At 32.3% G+C, this 19,713-nt stretch carries 20 protein-coding genes and 1 riboswitch; of the genes, 1 reads left to right on the plus strand and 19 read right to left on the minus strand.

Annotation, left to right across the window (positions count from 1 at the left end; all coding sequences use genetic code 11):
- Nucleotides 1–5: 5 nt before the first annotated feature.
- The 7 genes from ESU54_RS05405 to ESU54_RS05435 form a co-directional block, all read right to left on the minus strand.
- The gene (locus ESU54_RS05405; RefSeq protein ID WP_111843467.1) at nt 6–3,185 is read right to left on the minus strand and encodes a type I restriction endonuclease subunit R; all 3,180 of its coding nucleotides are present in this window, start codon (nt 3,183–3,185) and stop codon (nt 6–8) included.
- Nucleotides 3,178–3,747 carry a hypothetical protein gene (locus tag ESU54_RS05410; protein ID WP_111843466.1) on the minus strand — a complete coding sequence of 190 codons (570 nt, stop codon included), beginning with the start codon at nt 3,745–3,747 and terminating at the stop codon, nt 3,178–3,180. The genes ESU54_RS05405 and ESU54_RS05410 overlap by 8 nt, the downstream gene beginning before the upstream one ends.
- A gap of 1 nt (nt 3,748) precedes the next feature.
- Nucleotides 3,749–4,510, minus strand: coding sequence for a PDDEXK-like family protein (locus ESU54_RS05415; RefSeq protein ID WP_111843465.1), 762 nt, complete (start codon nt 4,508–4,510; stop codon nt 3,749–3,751).
- 1 nt (nt 4,511) lies between these two features.
- Nucleotides 4,512–5,699, minus strand: coding sequence for a restriction endonuclease PLD domain-containing protein (locus tag ESU54_RS05420; protein WP_111843464.1), 1,188 nt, complete (start codon nt 5,697–5,699; stop codon nt 4,512–4,514).
- Nucleotides 5,700–5,742: 43 nt separating this feature from the next.
- On the minus strand, nt 5,743–6,783 hold the full coding sequence (locus ESU54_RS05425) for a hypothetical protein (protein WP_146743966.1): 1,041 nt from the start codon (nt 6,781–6,783) through the stop codon (nt 5,743–5,745).
- Nucleotides 6,784–6,853: 70 nt separating this feature from the next.
- Nucleotides 6,854–8,143 (minus strand): restriction endonuclease subunit S, encoded by a 1,290-nt coding sequence (locus ESU54_RS05430; RefSeq protein WP_111843462.1) that lies wholly within the window; start codon nt 8,141–8,143, stop codon nt 6,854–6,856.
- The gene (locus ESU54_RS05435) at nt 8,140–9,693 is read right to left on the minus strand and encodes a type I restriction-modification system subunit M (protein ID WP_111843461.1); all 1,554 of its coding nucleotides are present in this window, start codon (nt 9,691–9,693) and stop codon (nt 8,140–8,142) included. The genes ESU54_RS05430 and ESU54_RS05435 overlap by 4 nt, the downstream gene beginning before the upstream one ends.
- Before the next feature lie 128 nt (nt 9,694–9,821).
- Here ESU54_RS05435 and ESU54_RS05440 point away from each other — a divergent pair, with 128 nt between their 5' ends.
- Nucleotides 9,822–10,547 (plus strand): glycosyltransferase family 2 protein, encoded by a 726-nt coding sequence (locus ESU54_RS05440; RefSeq protein ID WP_111843460.1) that lies wholly within the window; start codon nt 9,822–9,824, stop codon nt 10,545–10,547.
- Here the strand turns inward: ESU54_RS05440 and ESU54_RS05445 are convergent.
- The 12 genes from ESU54_RS05445 to ESU54_RS05500 all read right to left on the minus strand — a co-directional run bounded on the left by ESU54_RS05445 (nt 10,531) and on the right by ESU54_RS05500 (nt 19,709).
- On the minus strand, nt 10,531–11,925 hold the full coding sequence (locus tag ESU54_RS05445) for a hypothetical protein (RefSeq protein WP_146743965.1): 1,395 nt from the start codon (nt 11,923–11,925) through the stop codon (nt 10,531–10,533). The genes ESU54_RS05440 and ESU54_RS05445 overlap by 17 nt on opposite strands.
- A gap of 10 nt (nt 11,926–11,935) precedes the next feature.
- Nucleotides 11,936–13,075, minus strand: a complete 1,140-nt coding sequence (gene hxsC, locus ESU54_RS05450; RefSeq protein WP_111843458.1) for a His-Xaa-Ser system radical SAM maturase HxsC — start codon at nt 13,073–13,075, stop codon at nt 11,936–11,938.
- Nucleotides 13,068–14,555, minus strand: a complete 1,488-nt coding sequence (gene hxsB, locus ESU54_RS05455) for a His-Xaa-Ser system radical SAM maturase HxsB (RefSeq protein ID WP_111843457.1) — start codon at nt 14,553–14,555, stop codon at nt 13,068–13,070. Before hxsB ends, hxsC begins: the two co-directional genes overlap by 8 nt.
- Nucleotides 14,545–14,865 (minus strand): His-Xaa-Ser system protein HxsD, encoded by a 321-nt coding sequence (gene hxsD, locus ESU54_RS05460; protein WP_111843456.1) that lies wholly within the window; start codon nt 14,863–14,865, stop codon nt 14,545–14,547. The genes hxsB and hxsD overlap by 11 nt, the downstream gene beginning before the upstream one ends.
- Complete coding sequence (locus ESU54_RS05465) at nt 14,865–15,149, minus strand: hypothetical protein (RefSeq protein ID WP_111843455.1); 285 nt, start codon at nt 15,147–15,149, stop codon at nt 14,865–14,867. Before ESU54_RS05465 ends, hxsD begins: the two co-directional genes overlap by 1 nt.
- A 545-nt stretch (nt 15,150–15,694) precedes the next feature.
- Nucleotides 15,695–16,075 (minus strand): hypothetical protein, encoded by a 381-nt coding sequence (locus ESU54_RS05470; protein ID WP_111843454.1) that lies wholly within the window; start codon nt 16,073–16,075, stop codon nt 15,695–15,697.
- The gene (locus ESU54_RS05475) at nt 16,072–16,626 is read right to left on the minus strand and encodes a hypothetical protein (protein ID WP_111843453.1); all 555 of its coding nucleotides are present in this window, start codon (nt 16,624–16,626) and stop codon (nt 16,072–16,074) included. The genes ESU54_RS05470 and ESU54_RS05475 overlap by 4 nt, the downstream gene beginning before the upstream one ends.
- A gap of 43 nt (nt 16,627–16,669) precedes the next feature.
- The gene (locus tag ESU54_RS05480; protein ID WP_111843452.1) at nt 16,670–17,218 is read right to left on the minus strand and encodes a murein hydrolase activator EnvC family protein; all 549 of its coding nucleotides are present in this window, start codon (nt 17,216–17,218) and stop codon (nt 16,670–16,672) included.
- A gap of 36 nt (nt 17,219–17,254) precedes the next feature.
- Nucleotides 17,255–17,650: a hypothetical protein gene (locus tag ESU54_RS05485; RefSeq protein WP_111843451.1), complete on the minus strand. Its 396-nt coding sequence runs from the start codon at nt 17,648–17,650 to the stop codon at nt 17,255–17,257.
- A gap of 12 nt (nt 17,651–17,662) precedes the next feature.
- Nucleotides 17,663–18,022, minus strand: coding sequence for a hypothetical protein (locus tag ESU54_RS05490; RefSeq protein WP_146743964.1), 360 nt, complete (start codon nt 18,020–18,022; stop codon nt 17,663–17,665).
- Nucleotides 18,023–18,077: 55 nt separating this feature from the next.
- A complete protein-coding gene (locus ESU54_RS05495; protein ID WP_111843449.1) occupies nt 18,078–18,332 on the minus strand; it encodes a hypothetical protein in 255 nt (84 codons plus the stop codon).
- Between the two features lie 48 nt (nt 18,333–18,380).
- Nucleotides 18,381–18,482: riboswitch (SAM-I-IV-variant riboswitch) on the minus strand.
- Between the two features lie 15 nt (nt 18,483–18,497).
- The gene (locus tag ESU54_RS05500; RefSeq protein WP_146743963.1) at nt 18,498–19,709 is read right to left on the minus strand and encodes a BT4734/BF3469 family protein; all 1,212 of its coding nucleotides are present in this window, start codon (nt 19,707–19,709) and stop codon (nt 18,498–18,500) included.
- Nucleotides 19,710–19,713 lie beyond the last annotated feature (4 nt).

The raw sequence follows: 19,713 nt of genomic DNA on the forward strand, positions 1-19,713 counted from the left end.
AAATCCTATCCCTTATTTTTTATCAAAACATCCACCATTTCCCTAGCTTTTATTTTTGCCTCTGAACTTTCCAATTTAGCTTGTAGTAAACGTTTTATCTTGTTTTCAATGTCTTTCTTAACTCTGCCTTTATTCTGCCAATCAATAATATCTAATTCACCCTTTATAAGAGCAAATAAGCTCCTGGTAGCGTCTTCTGCTTCATTATTGAATATAGTCTTCATTGAGTTGAAAACCGCTCTGCTACGCTCTGTATTGAATCCTTTTTCTTCTCCTTCTTTTTGCTGGCTAATTATCTCATCCTGGATTTGGGAATAGGCCAATAATAATTGAAGCTGGGTCAGTCTTTTTTCTTCATATTGTTTCAAAAGCTCCTCTAACCTTTGTGCTAAGGGCTTGTAAAAATCTGGGTTTTTGTCAATGCCAACTTTTATGGTGTGCTTTAAGTTGTTTCGCATCTTCAACTCTTTGGTGGCTGGAGAGGCGTTCATAATTTCCTCTTTGAACTTTTCTTTATCTATAATAGAGATAGGTTCGTTCAAAAGACTTTCAACTCCTTCAGATTTTAAGTGGGCATCTATCATATCCTGAAGCATCTTACTTTCATCGGGACTGATACGAAGACCATCATCATCTGGATATGCGTTTTTGGCTCTCAACTTCAATTCATTGTAGAGCTTAAAATCATCTTCATATTTCAACGCTGCCTGGTTGGGCAGGATTAGGTTAATGGATTTGTTGAAATCTTTCAGTAAGGTTTTAAACTCATCCCTTCTGTCCAAAGGTTCAATATACAAAAGAGCTTTATCAATATATTTCTCCCTGTCATACTTTCTATCAACTTTTAAGGGTTTGAAAAACTCTACCAGCTTATTGTGATTCAACTCTAGGATTGGCAGCTCTTCATTTATATTTTTAAGAATATCATCTGGTCTAAGGTCGCCTGAAAATATTTCAAGTGCCTGAATCAGATAGTCCGTGATACCGTTGTAATCAATAATAAATCCTGCATTCTTTCCTTGTCTGCTTCTGTTTACCCTTGCAATGGCTTGCAATAGATTGTGTTCCTTTAAAGGTTTGTCTAGATAGAGGCAGGAGGCAATGGGTGCATCCCAACCTGTAAGCAACATATCTGAAACTATGATAAAGGCAGTATTGTCATATTTTTTCTTCTTGCCAGATTTATCTCTTTCTCTCTCATCTCCAAAAGGAAGTTTAAAATCATCAGTAACTGTTTTTACCATTTCAGGGGGAACTACCAGAATGGGTTTTTGGTCATTGGGATTGTTTTTGTTCCACTCCAATGTTTTGAAATACTCCTTTGCGATGGCATCGCCTTTTGGAGAACCCATACTGATGACCACTTTGGAATCAAAATTATGATAGCCTTGTTCTTTTAATTTCAAGAGGGCTTCTTGATATTTTATTGCTGCTGGTCTGCCACTGCAAACTATCATTGCCTTGTGCTTATCAGGATAGATTTTATCTCTGTAATGGTCTACAATGTGTTTGCTTATATCCCGAATCCGCTCTTTAGAAAGTTGATATTTTTGAAGAGCTTTCCTTTTTAAAAGGTCTTTCTTTTCTTCCGATTCATCTTTGAACTTTTCTTCAAACTCCTTATCTAGTTCCTCTTTTTTGATATCCAGTTTGGCAATTCCTTCATCATAGAGCAGTTCTACAGTGGCACCATCTGCAACAGATTCTTTGATAGTATAAACATCAATATAATCTCCTCCATAAAACTCTCCTAAAGTGGATTTGTCTTCTTTGGAAATAGGAGTGCCCGTAAACGCTATAAACTTTGCATTGGGTAAAACCGAACGCATAAAAGCTGCTAGGAATCCATAATGGCTGCGGTGGGCTTCATCCACCATAACATAGAGGTTTTCTTTGTTTGAAAGTGCAGCGAGGTCTATTTCTGTGCGCTCAATTTCTATCCATTTACCCTCCTGTAACTCCTTAGTGATTTTGATGAGTTTATTATCTAAAATCTTTTTTTCGATTTGGATATTGCCTTTTTCCTCAATTTCAGTTTGGTCTTCTTGGGAAGTAGATTCCCTATCGCTTTCCTGGAATTTCTGAATTGTGGTTGTTATTATAGAACCATAATCATTGCCTAATAATTTTTGTAAATGTGCTACCGAGGATGCCTGTTTTACATTTTTAAAACCTACGTGTTGTAAGGTTGTTGTAATCTGCCTATCCAAATCCTTACGGTCAGTCATCACCAAAATGGTGGGATTGTTGAAACCATATTCTGGAGCTTGCAGTTTTCTGGCAATGTATGCCATAGTCAAAGACTTCCCACTTCCTTGGGTGTGCCAAACAACGCCACCTTCATCTCCTTGCAAACGCTTAATTGTTTTATTGGTTGCTCTTAATTGCTGATGTCTTGGAAGTTTTTTAATGGTTCTTCCTTCTTCCATTTCAAATAGGATAAAATGACGGATTAAGTCCAAAATTCTTTCTTTTCTGAAAAGAGCATACAAAAGCACATCCTGTTTGGAAGGAGAATCCCCTAAAAAACTAAGGTCTTCATCTTTGCCTGGTCTGTATAGGAAATAAAATTGTTGGGGCGCACCAATGGCACCATATCTTCCTCCATCCTTCCAAATTCCCAAACAGAATTGGTTGAAATGGAAGAGTTTTTCTGAGTTTTCTTGGTAATATTTAATATCATTATAAGCAGTGTCCCAGGCATTGGTAGCTATTGGAGATTTGCATTCAATAATTGCAATGGGCAGCCCATTTATATAGACTACTAAATCTGGAATTGAGTTTTGGTATCTGCCGTGGTATCTTATCTGGTTGACAATTAAATAATCGTTGTTGTCAGGGTTTTTGTAATCTATGAAATGGATTGGGTGAAAGTCTTCCTTCCCATCTATTACCTGCTTCACCGTCTGAGCTCCACCTCTGATTAAATGCCATATCTTTTCATTGATTTCCATAAGGGAAGTTCCCGTTACGGATGTGATAAGGCCATAGGCTTTATTTAGGTTATTGTCATTTATCCAGGGGTTTATTCTTTTAATGGCAGCGAGCAACCTGTCCTTTAGAATGGTTTCAGTAATATCTGTACGTTCATCCTGAGTAGCTCCATTGATATATTGATATCCCATTTTCTGAAACAGCTTAATGGCTGGTAGTTCACTTTGGATGTATTCTGGAGTGTTACTCATTACTGCAATAAGTTACTAAATGTTGTAAATGTTGTTTATACTCTTCAGCAAAATCAAATAGTTCTTGCGCCTTTATTCTTGGATAGTCTTCTATATTATTAGGCAAAATTTTAATTAGAGAACTTAATTTAGAAAAGTCTTCACCTGTAGATTTATAAGCAATCCATTCATTGCTTGTAGTATGTTCCCAGCCATCAAAATTCTTTCTAACGCTCATTTTATAGGCATTTGTTTTTTCAATATTTACTTTATCTTGAAAAGTATTTGCCCAGAGACCAATATTTTGATTTTGGCCTAAATGTTCATATGTAAACCTGAAATCTTTATTAGGTTCAAGATATAAGTATAATTTGGAATTATGAGCAAAATTATTTTCATAGATTTCTACTTTAAAGTCTGTATCCTTTGTCAATTCCTCTAATTCTCTCTTTACAGCATACCAGAATTTTGAAACCATTTTATCTACAACGGCTCCCATATGCTGGTAAATTTCAAAAGCAGAGGAAAAATTTTCCTCATCTATTGTAAGGGTTTTGAAAATTTCATCATCGTATTTACTCATCTTAAAAATATTTTATGATTTCTATATATTGTTTTACTAACTCCTTTACATTGGCTGACTGAACATTTGGCATCGTTGCATTTAGCATATCTGAAATATCCGTTTGATAACTGAGGCATTTTAAAACATCAACATCTACCAATCGAGTTTTCAAATCTTCATTTATCGTATATTCAGAAGGGGTTTTCCCGTCCTTAGTAAGATAAACTAATAAGATATTCTCATCCTTTAGCCCCAAAGTTTTTGTACAATAATTATAATACCGCTCCAATTGTTTGGGTTGGTCAGGTGCATCAATTTTGTTTTCAATCACTACTGCAAACCTCTGTTTTAGACCAATACTCTGAATAAAGATATCAATACGACCATATAAAGCAGTATGCTTTTCTTCAAGAACTTCAATTTGATTTAGATTAATGTTGGTAAATCTATTTTTTTTGTCTTCCGAAATTTTAAGGGATTCGATAAAAGCTGTATAAAAAAGTAATTGTTGGCCGTGAGTACTTCTAGTTTTTAAAAGGTTCACCAAAAAAGGCGTGTGGGTTGTAGTTTCTCTATAATTAATATTTAAAATATTGAAAATATTATAGTTTATAGCATTTGAAAGATTCCATTGAGAATAGCCATTCTTCATTTCAATAAAATTCGAAATTACAGTCTGTATTTTAGGGATGTTTTCATCAATCAAACGTTGCTCAAATCTATGTTTTGTTTTTAAATAGGCTTCAAGTAAATTTTGGATATTTTGCTGGGACACTTCCATATTACAATTGATTTTTATCTCTCAAATCCATATAAATGTAATTTAGAAAATGGTCAACTTCTTGCAAATTATTAATGTTTAAATCTTTCCCAATCATTGAAATTAACTCACAATATTGAGCATAGTCTGCTCCTTTAAAACTGGTTTTGGTTTTGATGTTGACACCCAAAGTTTTCAAGCTTTTTAAAGGATTGTTGTTTAAAACAGTAAACCTTTTAGAATCATAGGTGGTTAACATTTCAGTGAAAATATTATAGGACAAACCATTTATTGATTTTGATTTTTCTAAAGCTTCATCAAAAATTTGAGAGGTACTTTTTGATTTAAAATTTTCATCAATATGTTTTATAAGTGCAGTAGTCTTTTTATAATTTTCAATCACATAAGTTTTTCTTCTATAAAGTCCATTTGAGTGCCATAGATGTCTGTAACCACTTGCTCCGATTAATTCACTATATAAATCAGTAAATCTTCTTTTATTGATGGGCGAGTCACTTATTTCTTGAAGATTTTTTTTAGCTTCTTTATACCGTCTAATTTTATCTTTCAGACCAATTTGCTCATCTTTATTATTTAAATATCTGTCATAATATTTATTCAGCAGTTTTTTATTTATATAGGGTTCGTTGCTTATTTCTTCTTTAGCCTTTTCTATTGCTTTTTTAATTTTTTCATATTTGCCTTTATATTGTTGCAATTGAAGGTAAGCAGCTTCAGAAACATAATCCTGTTCCAGAAGATTGTCAAAATAATCTTGAATTTCAATGGCTTCTTTGACTTTAGGAGCGTAGTGATTTAATACGGACAATTCCTCATTTTTCTCCCAAGCATTTTTAGTGAGGTTTGCGGAACCAATAACTACAGATACTTTCTTACTGGTTCTGAATAAATACAATTTAGGGTGAAAAGCTGCATTCTTCATTTCAGCTAAATACAATATTAGCAGCCTATTTTCATTGGATAGTTTGTAGAGTTTTAATAGTGCTTCTGGACTTGATACCATCATATTAAGCCCTACAACCAAACGGACTCTTGCTTTATCTTTTAATGCATTTTGAATTAATTTTATAATTAAAGAATAACCACCGTCTGTCAAAAATGCTACTGCTATATCAATCTCATTGGAATTTTGCCACAGATTAATTATAGTTTGCTTGTGGTTAATTTCTTTATTTGTGATTATTTCCATTCAACATTTTTAAAAATTGAAATTATATTATCTATTAATATTATCACTCATTAGGTTTTTTTATTATAGCAGTTCCATCAGCAAAAAATTCAAAATCTTCAGAAGAAAAGGATTCGAAATTCATTTTAGGGGAAATTTGTGTTTCAGATTTTTCAAGATATCTTACTACGGTTTCGGATATAGCAGGCAAAAAGTTTATAGGATTCCTATTAATAAATCTTATCAAAGAGAAAATTTCAAAAAATCCCGATGAAAAAATATCATCCTTAATTGAAAAATCTTCTAGATTTGGAAAACCATCGGGAATAAAGTATTTATTGTCATCAATAAAAATTTCTGATAAAGTGCTTATTTCGATGGATTTACCATTCATTAAGTTTTTAGAATTTCTAAAATCTCCAATCATATAAAACCAAGCGGCATAATGTAATTTTAAAACACTATCATTATCTTTAATTCGGTTAACTTCATTTTCAGGGTCAACCCAATGCAACATTGAATCATCATCATTATTTTCATCTGACCATTCAGCACAAAATCCAAATTTTTTAGTGACATTATAATAACCGTTATTATTAATGATTTGCTCACCACTATCACATTGACTAAGTGCTTTCTTCAGCTTGGTTTTAAAACTTCCACTTGAGGTTGTTTCTTTTCCCTTAGATTCTACTAAACACAATTGATTAGATGCGATTTGGTTTTGTGCAACAAAATCGGGAGTAGAGCTTTTAGGTGGAATAGTAATTCCTCTATTTTTACAGAAAATGTGAAAATCGACTATATAAGGGTACCCATTCTTCTCTAAATATAAATAGACAGTTCCTTGAGATGTTTCTCCAATTCTTGAAGTTCTTGAGAAATCTCTTAAACTTTCAATCCTTTTAGAATTGATACGAATATTCGGACTATGTCTATCTATCAAACTTGAGAGTCCAAGGTTAGAAGCAATAGCATCAAGCCAATATTCAGTATTGTATAAGTTTCTTGATGAAATGGTCATTGCTATAGCGTGCGAGAGACGCCATCCATTGATTGGAAAATCGCTTGGCGAATTTAAGGGTAATGGAAGTCTTCTATTCAAGATTAAACTATTTTTGTCATATTCTTGAACTGTGATATTACGATTGTTAAAACAAAGCATAAGTTTATATTTAAGTTTTTACTCTAATCCTCCCCGTCAACAACTGCTGCATCAAACCTTTTTTAAGTTCTTGGTATTCGGTTTTTTTATCTTCTTGGATTTGGAGTTTTTCGTCTACAGACTTTAATATTTCTGCGATTTCTTCTTGTTCTTGAATTGGAGGTAAGGGTATTTTAGTTTCCCTAACTTGCTTTAAACTAAGCTGAGGATAGGCTTGACCTGTGGTGATTTTTAAATACTCTTGAATAATTAACGCTTGGCTTAAATACTGAAAAACAAACTGGCTTGATAAGGATGAGTCTGTAATTCTTATCCGAGCAATATGCTGATTAATGTTACCATTTTTATATTCCATAGGATAAATACATACCCTCCCAACATTTCCAGTAATTGTCATTAAAATATCCCCACCCTTAATTTTGGAGCGTTCCATTGCATTGTTTGCTTCATCTGAAATATGCATTGCGCCAGACAAAATAAACCCATTAGGGCTTACACATTCGCTTCTTAAAAATTGGATGCCAGTTTCTTGCCACTCATATCCATAGGTTGTTGGTGTTGAGCCTTTAGTTATAAAATGTGAGTGTGATTCAAGATTTGAAATCTCCCAGCTCTCAGGAATCTCCCCCAAGGGCGAATCTTTAAATTTGGTATGGCTGATGCCTTTGGTGAGCAGTTGCTGCATCAAGCCTTTTTTAAGGTTTTGGGTTTCGGCAATACGCTGGTCTATGGAATCAATCTTTTCATCTGCCGTGGAAAGGATTTCGGCTATTTTTTGTTGTTCGGGGAGGGGTGGAAGAGGGATGAAACTATCTTTAATCTGTTGGGTTCCTATATTGGCCTGCGCTCCCTGAGATGCATTGTTACGACAATGTCTGAGCCAACTTTCAGAATTTCCAATGTATGAGAGGTAAGAGGGATTTATTACATCTTCTTGCAATCTTAAATGACCTACACGTTGATTTAATAGATATTTTTCTCCTTGATTTATAATAGTCATCCTACCGATTAAATCTTTATTTGGAGTTACGTCCGTCATTGCCATTATAAGGTCACCTTTTTTTAGTAGATATCTTTGTAGGGAGTTCTCCTCGTTTTTGTTCCATTTTTTGTGCTTATTGATATCAAATTGAAATCTTCCATCAAGAGAAATCATAGCCATTGAAATAATAGGAATACCATTCTGGACATATCCTTTCGAGGAAAATGCATATCCATTCTGAAATTCTGTAATAACTTCTTCAATTTTAGAAACTTTCCAATCATTAGGTACACTAACACCATTTATATTTTTCCTCATATCCCTAACTCTTTTAAAAACGCAGCTAACTTTTCATCAATATCTTTTTCCTCAGCTTTCAAGGTTTCAATATTTCTTTTTACCAATGCCAAATCAACAATGGGTTCGGGTTCGCTGGTATCTATATATCTTGAGATGTTTAGGTTGTAATCGTTTTCCTTTATTTCAGTTAAAGAGACAATGCGCATATATTTTTCAACGTCTGCAAATCCATCATAGGCATCTACAATTTTAGAAACGTGCTTTTCTTCCAGTTCGTTTTGGTTTTTGCCTTCCTTATAATCACTGCTGGCATCAATAATAACCACTTTACCTTTTTGCTCAGGAGTTTTGCTTTTATTGATAATCCAAATAGAGGCGGGTATACCTGTGTTATAAAACAAAGCACTTGGCAGGCCAACAATACCTTCCACCAAATCTGCTTTAAGCAAACCTTTTCTGATAGCACCTTCAGTTCCACTTCTAAACAGGGTTCCGTGGGGCAATACCACTCCTGCTTTTCCATCTTGTTTTAGTACAGCAATCATATGTTGTAAAAAAGCCAAATCTGCATAGCCTCTGGGCGGAACTCCATATTGCAATCTGCCATAAGGGTCTGTTACCACTTTGGAGTAATTGGGAGTAATCTTTTTTTCTTTTCCATCCTTGCCCAATTTGGTCTGGATATTGGTTTCCGCTGCTGCCCACCATTTATCCATCGAAAATGGAGGATTGGCAATTACACGGTCAAAGAGCATCAATTCATTATCTTCATTCCTGTGTTTTGGGTCATTAATGGTATCTCCTTTGCGAAGGTCTGCATCCATAAAGTTGTGCAAAATCATATTCAGCTTTCCTATTGCCCAAGTACTTAGGTTTTTCTCCTGCCCATAGAGTGAAACATTTACATTGTTTCCAACCTTTCCATTGGGTTGCTCTGCTATGTATCTTGCAGATTCTATCAACATACCACCACTACCAAATGTTGGGTCATATACCTTGTTTTTGGGCTCTGGTTTAATAAGGTTTACTATTAATTGTACAACACCTCTTGGGGTATAGAACTCGCCTCCTTTTTTGCCAGCATCATCTGCAAATTGTTTTATAAGATACTCATATGCATCGCCTAGGAGGTCGGGTGTAGCCAAATCGGCATTACTCAATGAGTACTGATTGAAGTGGCTTAGGAGACGCTGTAATAGAGCGTCAGATAGCTTTTCTTTATCTCCGAACTTGGTGGCAGTAAGCACACCTTCCAAAGTGGTATTTTCACTTTCAATAGCTGCAAAAGCTTTATCCAATGCAATACCAATATTTTCCGTTTGGCCTTTGATGAATTTCCATCTGGCCTGTTGTGGAATTTGGATGTAGGTATCATCTTCAGCTTCTTGCCTAGAGACTTTATCACGCTGCATTATATTTTCTACTTCTTCTTCAAAAACATCATTTGCCCTCTTAAGAAACAGCAGCCCGAAGATGTAGTTTTTAAAGTCTGAGGAGTCAATGCTTCCTCTTAATATGTTGGCTGAATCCCATAACCAGGATTCGAGGGTTTCTAATTTTAGGGTCATTTAATTGGAATTGATTGTTTGTAAAGAGAGTAAATTTTACAGGTATAATCAAGAAATTTAGATTATTTTTCAACAAAGTTTTAATATAATTGAACCTTTAATAAACATATGAACTATTTAAAATTAATATGGTAAAAGAGTTATCCGAAGAAACACTAGTTGTTGTGCCAGCTTACAATGCTCAAAACACTATTCTTAAAGTAATAAATGAAATTATTGAAAGTGGATTTAAAAATATTTTAATAAGTGATGATTTCAGCAATACCTCCATTCAGCCCATAGTTGGTAAACTAGATGATAAAATAATTTTTATTGAACAAAAGGAAAATTTAGGTTACGGAGGAAACCAAAAGTTCTTATATAACTATGCTCTCAGAAACAATTTTAAATACGTAGTTATGATTCACGGAGATTTACAATATACTCCAACACTAATACCTCCTTTAGTAACTATGTTGAAATTTGCAAAATATGACTTTGTATTTGGTTCTAGAATATTAGGTGGTAATGCAACAAAAAATGGAATGCCTATAATTAAGTTTATCGCAAATAGGAGTTTGACGTTATTTCAAAATATGATGACTGGATATAAACTTTCTGAGTACCATAGTGGACTAAGAGCCTATAATTCGGAAATATTAAAAAGCATCAATTTCAATGAGTTTTCAAATAAATTTTTGTTTGATAATCAAATGCTATTAGCACTAATTAAAAAAAAATACAAAATTGGCGAAGTTTCTTGTATAACTAAGTATGATACTAACTCATCCTCTATTAGTTATAAAGAATCTACTATCTATGCAATAGGAGTTATAAAGCTGACATTCAAGCATTTTTTTAGAAACATTCTTTAAAAGAATAAACTTTTACACCTTTAGACGATAGACTCTCAATTTCCTCAAACTCATAATCATTATTAAAAGCATCTATATCTATGATGTCAAATCTATTTATTAAAATGTTCTCTTGGTCTAAATGAAATTCTAAAAAATTCTTTTGTGCAGAAAAGATGTCAATGGATTCGCTATTAGAATTCAGCATTGAAATCAATACAAAATTATCGTGAAGTGCTATTCTTTTACCTCTATCGGATAATGCATCAATTTTATCATTAATACTGTGGTATTCAGCATACTCTTCTCTTCCAAATTCCTTCAGCATATCAATATTCTTAAAAATCAAAACTGAACATCCAATAATTATACAAGAAAAAGCAATTTTCTGAAACATCTGATTATTTCTTTTACCAAAAATCATATAACCTATTAATAAAGGAGTAGTATTAAACATATACCTGAAACTTTCAAAATGAGTTATCTCTCCCGCTTCGATTGCATATTGGCCTCTATAATGAAAGCTATAAAGTAAAATAAATGAAAACCAAATTAGAATTAATATGCCAGATTTTTTAGATGGTCTTCTGGCTAGAAGTATAAAAATCAGTAAAATGAAGAATCCATCAAATCTAAAAAAAGCTTTCAAATAAGTTGGAAATTGAAAGATAAAGTAATCTACTGAAAAAGTACTTCTTCCTAAATAAGAAGCTTCTAATCCTTCAGTATAAAAAGGGTTGATAGCAAACTGTGTTAATATTAAAAAAAGAGCAAAAATCCAAAAAGTATACTTTCTAATAAGATATTTTGGATTAATTAATATTAATGTAGAAAGATAAATGAGGTTCTCTCTCTTAACAATCACAAGAATTATAAGCAACAATAAAGCTGTCCATAGCCACCACTTCATATTTTTCAGAAGGTATTGATGAAGACTTATAATAAAAATTAAAGCTAAACAAAAAGACAAGTTTTCTATTAATCCACTATTGAATACATATAATACAGGTAAGGAAGATATAAAAACGACCATAAACGTTACTCCGACAAAATCATCTTTGTAGAAGATAAAAACAACTAAGAAACATAATCCAAACAGAATAGCATTTCCAAATTTATGAATCAAATATTGTTTCTTAATGTTCAATATTTTTGCAACAGAAAAAAGGTATGCAGAATAGGTGATGTAATGACCTGTATAAGACGAGACAGATATACACTCTCCGTTAACTCTTGATTCACATCCGTGAGTCCTAAAGTCCTTTACAAAAGGAGCTAAATTTGCCTGACTTGCAACGTGGGCACTTATAAAAGAATCTTCATATTCGAAACCATAAAACTTAATAGAATGTAATGGCTTGAATACAATCACTAAACCAATGATTAGTGTAGTACCCATTAGGTAAACTCTATTTTTCCTCCAAAATTGGCTTAACTTCTGCATATTTAATATTCCAAGTAAAGAATCCCGAGCAATCTTTTTTCACAATACATTTCTCGCATTCAGGCTTAAAACTGTTTTTCCAGTCAGAAATAGATTGTTTTGCATAACTCCATAATGACTCAGGAATATGACATAAAGGTGTGTTATATATTGAAACATTGTATTTCCAACTAGATAGAAATTTTAATGAGGATTGAAGATTGCCTTCTGCCATTAAAGAATCCTCTTCAATTAATTGAGATTTATTAGCTTTAGTGTAACCAATAATCTCTAAACCCATAAAAGTAATATGGTAAACAAATGGAAAATTCTTATGTATAAATTTAGAGAGAGGTAATAATCTAGGGTTAGATAATTTATGTAAAACTACCCTAATTTCTACTGGAAAACCTAAACTACTTATTTTATGAATTCCTAAACAAGTTTGGTGAAATGCATCTTTAGCTTGAACTATGTGGTCGTGTATCTTGTAAACATCTGAATAAAGAGGTATAGCGAAAACTACATTTCTTCTTACCTCAATAGAACTGAGAGTATTTATCATACTGTCTAGGGCAAGCATTCTTCCATTTGACAAAATTGTAATCAATAAATCTGGAAATTTATTTAGGATTTTGTTAATCAACAATACTAATCTTTCACCTAACAATGTTGGCTCTCCACCAGTAATAGTTAAGTGTTTAGGTGAATCATTTAATAAGTCAATAGCATAATCCCAAATAAAATAGTTTTCTAAAGTATCGTCAATATCCAAAGGTGGTTGACTACACATCAAACAATTTGAATTACACCTAATTGTGGCAAAAATAAAATTATTACTACTTTTAGTTCTATATACTGACCTTACCTTTGAATTTCTTACAGAGATTATGTCATCGACTTCTATATCATTAAGGCCTTTTATATTAGACAGACAATCCTCTTCTTCTCTACCCGAACTATCTAAATAGAATTGTTTAATTTTATTCGTCTTCAAGTCTTTTCCTTCTACAACAATAGAAGTTTCTTGATTCTTAAAGTTTTTGGATATAACTCTTCCAACGAATAACTCACTACTTGATTTTTCTACTTTACCTTTCCAAGAAAGTTTAATTTCTTCATTCATTATTTACCCAAGATTTAAAAATTTCTAGAGTATCAGGTTCCTCATCAATTTTATTAAAAATTATATCTAAAACAGACATATTGCGTTGACAGAAGCTACTATCAGGTCTGAAGCCATACATATCTCCCTGTGTTGCGTGATGTACAACTGGGTCAGCACCACAATATACATTGTACGCACAAGTGCTACAGCCTGCCAGACAATCATTAATACCTGCATCTCCGATTTTTTCAATGACTGGATTGGCAAGTAATGTTTCCCAGCTATCATTAACAGTGCCTATTTGAAAAGTGAAATCTTTCATCTGTGCGAGCATTCGGGATTCGTCACTCAAAAAAATCTTACCATCATAATCGTATACTATGACACTGTTTATTAAGCCTGAAGGAGACATTAAGTCTACGTAATTTTCAGAATAAGCCGTAAGTATTTTCTTTAAAAGAATAGAAGTATATGTTTCCTTAAAATATTCACCATTTCTATTCAATTCTAATATATAATCTAACCCCTCACTATAGAATTTGATAAATTCGTTAGTTTGGTAATTACTGTTTTTGTTTTTTGTAGCAAAACCATAGGGAGAAATAGGTCTTAAAAAAACCGATTTGAATCCAAATTTCCTGTATTCATCAATAATTTTTATTGGATGTTCAAGAGATAAAGTTGTTGTTGTCATTAGTGCAGAGACATTTTCTCTACCTACAATTTCAAATGATAAATTTAATCCCTTCTCTACTAATGAATAGCTATTTCTTCCTGGCCTCTTTCTATTTTCATTATGTAACTCCTCGTGCCCATCAAGTGAACAAGAAACAAGAACATTTTCCAGTTTACAAAATTCTAGAATCTCACTATTAATAGGCGCTAAGTTGGTGCATATCACATAATTAATACGTTTGTTAATTTTTTTTGCTTCTTCCTTTGTATAGGCTATGGCATCTTTGATTAAATCAAAAGCTAGAAGTGCTTCTCCACCTTGAAATTCCATTGTAATATCATCTTCGGGAGAAGCAAGCATTAAATTGATGCCCTTGTAAAGGTTTAAGTGAGAAAAATCAAATTTTTCTTTATTTTGAGAAACTCTTGAAACTTGGCAATACTGGCAGGTGTGATCACAACGTAACGTGATGACAAAGATATGAAGTTGGGCAAAGTTAAAAGCATTAGTTTTCTTCGCTCTATATCTATTAGCTAATAGTTCTAAAGATTTTATATTATCGCTATCACTTATAATATGATTACTCAGTAAGTCATAATACAAATCCTCACTTAGTTTAGAAGTATTTTTATTTACTAAATCTTCTACCGTTCCGTAAGGCGCAATAAGATAATCACCAACCATACTAATGATAAGTTCTTTTCCTGAATTGAGTCTTTTAAAATTAAATGGTAATAACTTAATTCCAGTTGAATTTAAGTCATCATAAAAGTGAAGGTTCTGAAATTTTCTAAATTCCTTTCTTAAGGCGTTAATTTCCATTTCTTTTTAAAATATTGATAGGGTCATCAAATTCACCAATATCTTTAAATTTGAGCAAATCTGGATAAAAGGCCTTGGAAACAACTAAGTTTTTAATATCCTTTGTTTCCATATTTATTTGTTCTCTCAAAGAAAAGTCATTCAGAGATTTTATAAATTCTTTTCTATCAATTTCATTAAAATTTTCAGAAATCACTTCGAAGTAATCCTCATCATCACTAACAAGAATCTCAAAGTTTTTAGAAAACCAATAAATAGTGTTTCTGATTGCTTCTATATTATAAATGCTTTTTTTTAATCTAATTACCATTAAACAAAAGAAGAAGAAGAATGAGAAGCGTGAGAAGCGTGAGAAGAATGAGAGGAATGAGAGGAATGTGAAGTGTGAAAACAAGCAATACTCTCATCAATATTATTAAAGTTTACTTTTAAAGTAAATTCTTTTGCTCTATTTTTATTTAAGTTTCTAACATCAATTGAGTGTGAATTATCGTCATCATTGTTGGTGTCAGAATTTATGTTTGCAACCGCATTAGATGCTATTGCACTTGAACCTAGAATTGAGCTTAAAGCTAAAAGTGCCTTTTTATTCATAATATTTACATTTAATTGGGTTTAAAAATACTAAATAATAGGGAAAGTTTAACACTTTGTGAAATAATAATTTATTTATTATAAATAACCAGAAGCTTTTGAGTTCAAATAGAATTAATAAAAATCCTTTTTAAAACCATAATATTTTAAATTAATTTCAGTAAATTAACACTATGAAAGTAATAATTATTATAATAGTCTTAGTTGCTTTTACCTCTTGTGGTAAATCAAAAGTCCAAAAATGTATAGATTCCAAAGTGGAACAGGGTTGGTCTTATAGTGATGCTAAGGAGGGATGTGAGGAGGGTTATCACGATTCTATCATTAAAAAATAAAAAGTTATTTTCGATTATCCTTAATGTATTCTGAGGGATTAAGATGTCCTTTTGTATTTGAAGAATAGTCTACATTAATGGGAGCCCAATTTCATTTCTCAGTTCAAAATGTAAATCCGCCAAGTATTATTTCGTAGGGTTATTAATCCCAACATAAAAATTAAAATAATTTCCTAAGGACAAATAACACTGCTTGTTATTGGTTTTTTATTATGGCAGTTTAAGTAACCATTCATTTAAAATATCAGCAATTTCATATTCTTCTTTTTCAATTGCTTTTTCTTTTAGGTTATTTAAATCAGCAATTATTTTTTCGTGATACTCAAAATATCCGTATAAATCTCTGTTCTCAATAAAAAGATTGTAAATCCATTTCAAAACATTACTTTTTACTACAGAATTATTCCACTGTGTTCTGGCAGAATTCAGTTTATCGTGATTGTTATATTCAGAATAAACGTGAGAAATAAGCTCATTTCTTTGTTTCCAACCTAATTTTGTAGTGGCAGAATCATTTATCTTAATTTCATTCTCTAACCTAATAAATAACGCTACAAGTTTTTTTTGTATTTCTAAATCGGATTTATTCATAGTTTTGTATAGTTGTCCTTTTTAAATATTTTTATAATCTCAGCCATCTCTTTTACTAAGCTATCATATCTATATTCTTCTATGTAAACTGCTTCAAGTGTGTCATCACCATCTAAAAATTGGATAGCTGAACCATCCTCAAATTCCAGTGCTATTATAGAGCCATCGACACTTTCTATTCTTTGTGAAATTTCATCTTCAAGATTTTTCCAATCTAAATCTAGTTCTTCGAAATCAATTAACTCATCATAAAACCATTTTGATATAAAGTCACTTATAATAGTGTTGTTTTTACAAAATATGCGAGAAATTATTGTGCCATTATAACTCTCAAGGCCATCTTTTGATTCACGATATTTCAAAAAAAGAAAATGGAGAGTCTGCATTTGTGAAGTTATATCCTCCTCTAAAAATCTAGCAAACCATTCATCATAAGTTTTGTCATCACCCCAATGTATACAAAGCGTGTTATAATCCTTTTGAAAAAACTCCAAATCAACATATCTTTCAAAATCCCTATCAGAAGAATCTCTATACAGTATTACTCTCATTTTGTTTAGTTTATATTAGTAATCTCACATTACTTATAAGATGTTATTTTCGATGATTTTTAATGTATTCAGATGGATTTAGATATCCTTTTGTATTAGAAGAATAGCCTACAAAAACAGGGAGCCCAATCTCATCTCTCAGTTCTAAATGTAAATGCGCCAAGTACTGACCATCATTATTTCCAATTGAACCAATTTTCTGACCCTTTATAACGTAATCACCTTCTTTTACATTAATTGTATTACAATGTGCATAAACTGATTCAACTGAAGTTTTTTTGTCTATATAGTGAATAATTCTGATTACATTTCCCCAGCCCCATTTTTTATTTTCAGCAAAAACCACGTAACCATTAGCTATAGAATAAATCGGGTCACCTAAATCTGTATTACCGCCACCAATTCCATTCCAATCATCTCCAAGGTGATTATTCACAGTGAATTTTTGAGCATTGTAATAACCCTTAGCATCTGGCTTTCCAACAGGATAGTCAAATCCATCTGTGAAATTAATTTTTGTATAGTCGATATCCCTTTTATGTTCTTTACAACTAACTAAAACAAGAAGAACTATGATTAGTACTTTTTCCATATGGTAATTTTTAATAAAGTTAATGGATAAATTTCTTTACATCATTTCCAAAGAATAAACATTGGAATTGTTTCTTTGAATGTCTTTAAAGAAGAATCCTCCAGTTTCAGGGATTTGCTCTATCAGGTCAAACTTTCTACACTCTTTTGGTAGATTTTCGAATACAAGAGTAAAGTCTAAGTCTTTATATGCTTTCAGCTCTGTCCATTGGGGATAAACAGCTATGTTGTCACTAAACAATAATTTACTCTTTGCACCAGTGTCCTTACACAAGAGAAAGACATTGTTCCATATCCTAACCTGAGTAGGATACATTCCTGAATAACAGTTAATATGGACAATGACTTGAGACTCTGTTTCTGTCTGAGTAGCTATCAGTTCCTTTAATTCTTTTGCTATTTCTATTTCTGGTTGTTTTATTGTTGTGCTCATTTTATTTTGATTTTAGTTGTATGTCATATTACTTAAAAATGATAACTCGGTGAATTGACCATCTATATAGTAGGCTATCTTCAGGCCAGCAACGTGGCCAGATAACATAGATTTTGCCAATATGCCAACCAATACAGGTTCCTTGCTATCTTGAAAATATTTTTCTGGTTTAGGATGAATTCCGAATTGGCTGCCTATGAATAATGGGAAACGCTTCTCTTCGATGCGATGATATTCTGCTTCGTCAACAATATCGAAAAGGAATTCGGGAAACCTGAAGCAATGGTTTTGATGCTCCATTATTTTAAATCTTACATTGAGCCAGCATTTATCACGCTGCCTGTTGTATAACATTTTTGTGAAGTATGACATAATGAATAGTTTACTACTTAATTATTTACTGGAATTACTTTCAATTGGCAGTTATTCATATCTCAAAGCAATCGCTAATCCTTATAATACAATTATCCGTAAATTCTATAGGTGATTTGTTGAATCTTCTAATAAATGCCAAGCGCATAGCTAGCAATCGGAGTCCTTGGGCGTGTACGCCAACTATTCCTAACTTAAGAGCACTTTTATAGCTCTCTATAAGTTCAGAATTGCTCATTTTCTCAAAACTTTCTAAAAACCCTGAAATTTCTTGGCTATCGCCCTGTCTTCGTGAATAATACTGTTGCATAATAGATTTAAAAAGATTAAATCATTACGACAGACAAATGAAGTTGTGGAGGATAACATACTTTTTCCTGTAATCAGAACTCATTGTTTGGAGCACCTTCCCGTGTTATCGGAGGTTGCTGTCATACTTAAATGACTCGTAATGATTTAGTAAAGATAATAAAATTTAAGCTGCTTTATCTAATTCTTTATCATCATTTTTCAGCTTACTGTTTAATGATGATATCCTTTCCTTGAAATGCTTATAATGCCTTTCAATAGTTTTAATGCACTTACCTGTTTTCTCTTGGAGGGATTTTTGGGTTATTTTTCCAGATTCTTCGAAAGACCAATTATCTATAGCCTTTTCAATTTTAGCAATAGATTTTTTCATCCTTATACCTCCAATAATTTTACCTTTAATTCGGTTCTTTTGAATTTTTGATAAGCCTGCTTTAGGATTAAATACAAGTCTCCTCTCGTAATTTAGAATTGGAGTTTTCTCCTTTTCCCCATATTTATACTTAACTATTGTCATAATCTCCTCATCTTTAAGGGGTGGCTTACAATGGTCACGATTTATATTAATTATAAATGAACAGAAATCATCAAAAGGCATTTCCAGATTAAGTGCAATTATCTGGTGAGCAAAAGAGCTCATATAAGTATTTCTACTCCCCCTATTAATTGATTTAGGAATAAATGCCTTAGCAAATAATTGTTTTTCTTCAAATACCACATAATCCTTGCCTTCAAAATCAATAGTATGGAGGTTATTGAACCTAATTACCCCCGTTGCATAAGCAACTCTTACTTCTCTCTTTTTAAATGCTAATGTAATGGGGGAATTATTATTACCTACTCTAGTAACCATATTTATTGTTGGCTTGAAGGTTATTGAATCCTCATTATAAAATAAGTCAGGGTCATAACTGTGTATGTTAGGTTGAGAGGCCTTCTTTGCTCCAATATCACTCTCAATACCTAACAACTCTGATACCTCCTTATAAACATATCTAAAATTATCTTTACTAAGGTTTTTCACCCTTACCAATATTCCTCTACCATAGTTTGATAATGACTTCCAGGTACAGAAAATATACGGGTTGGTTAAATCAATACTCACAATATTATCCAAGTCAATATATATGAAACCAGATGGAGCCTTGATGTTGTCATTTCTTCTCCAATCATAAAAACTGAAGTTTAGTGTAAAACAGGATATGCCTTCCTTAAGCTTTACGTATAACTCTTCTTCATCGTTTTTATATGCGTTTCTTGCCTTCTCAATGGCTAAAAGAACTTCCTTTTCAGGGCTTTTAACCATATCCATAAAAGTATAGACATCTATCTCATCCAGTACCTTAGGACTCTTCACGTTTTTAAATGTGTTTATCATAGCC

It is taken from the genome of Aequorivita antarctica, assembly GCF_007997155.1.
GTDB classification, from domain to species: Bacteria; Bacteroidota; Bacteroidia; order Flavobacteriales; family Flavobacteriaceae; genus Aequorivita; species Aequorivita antarctica.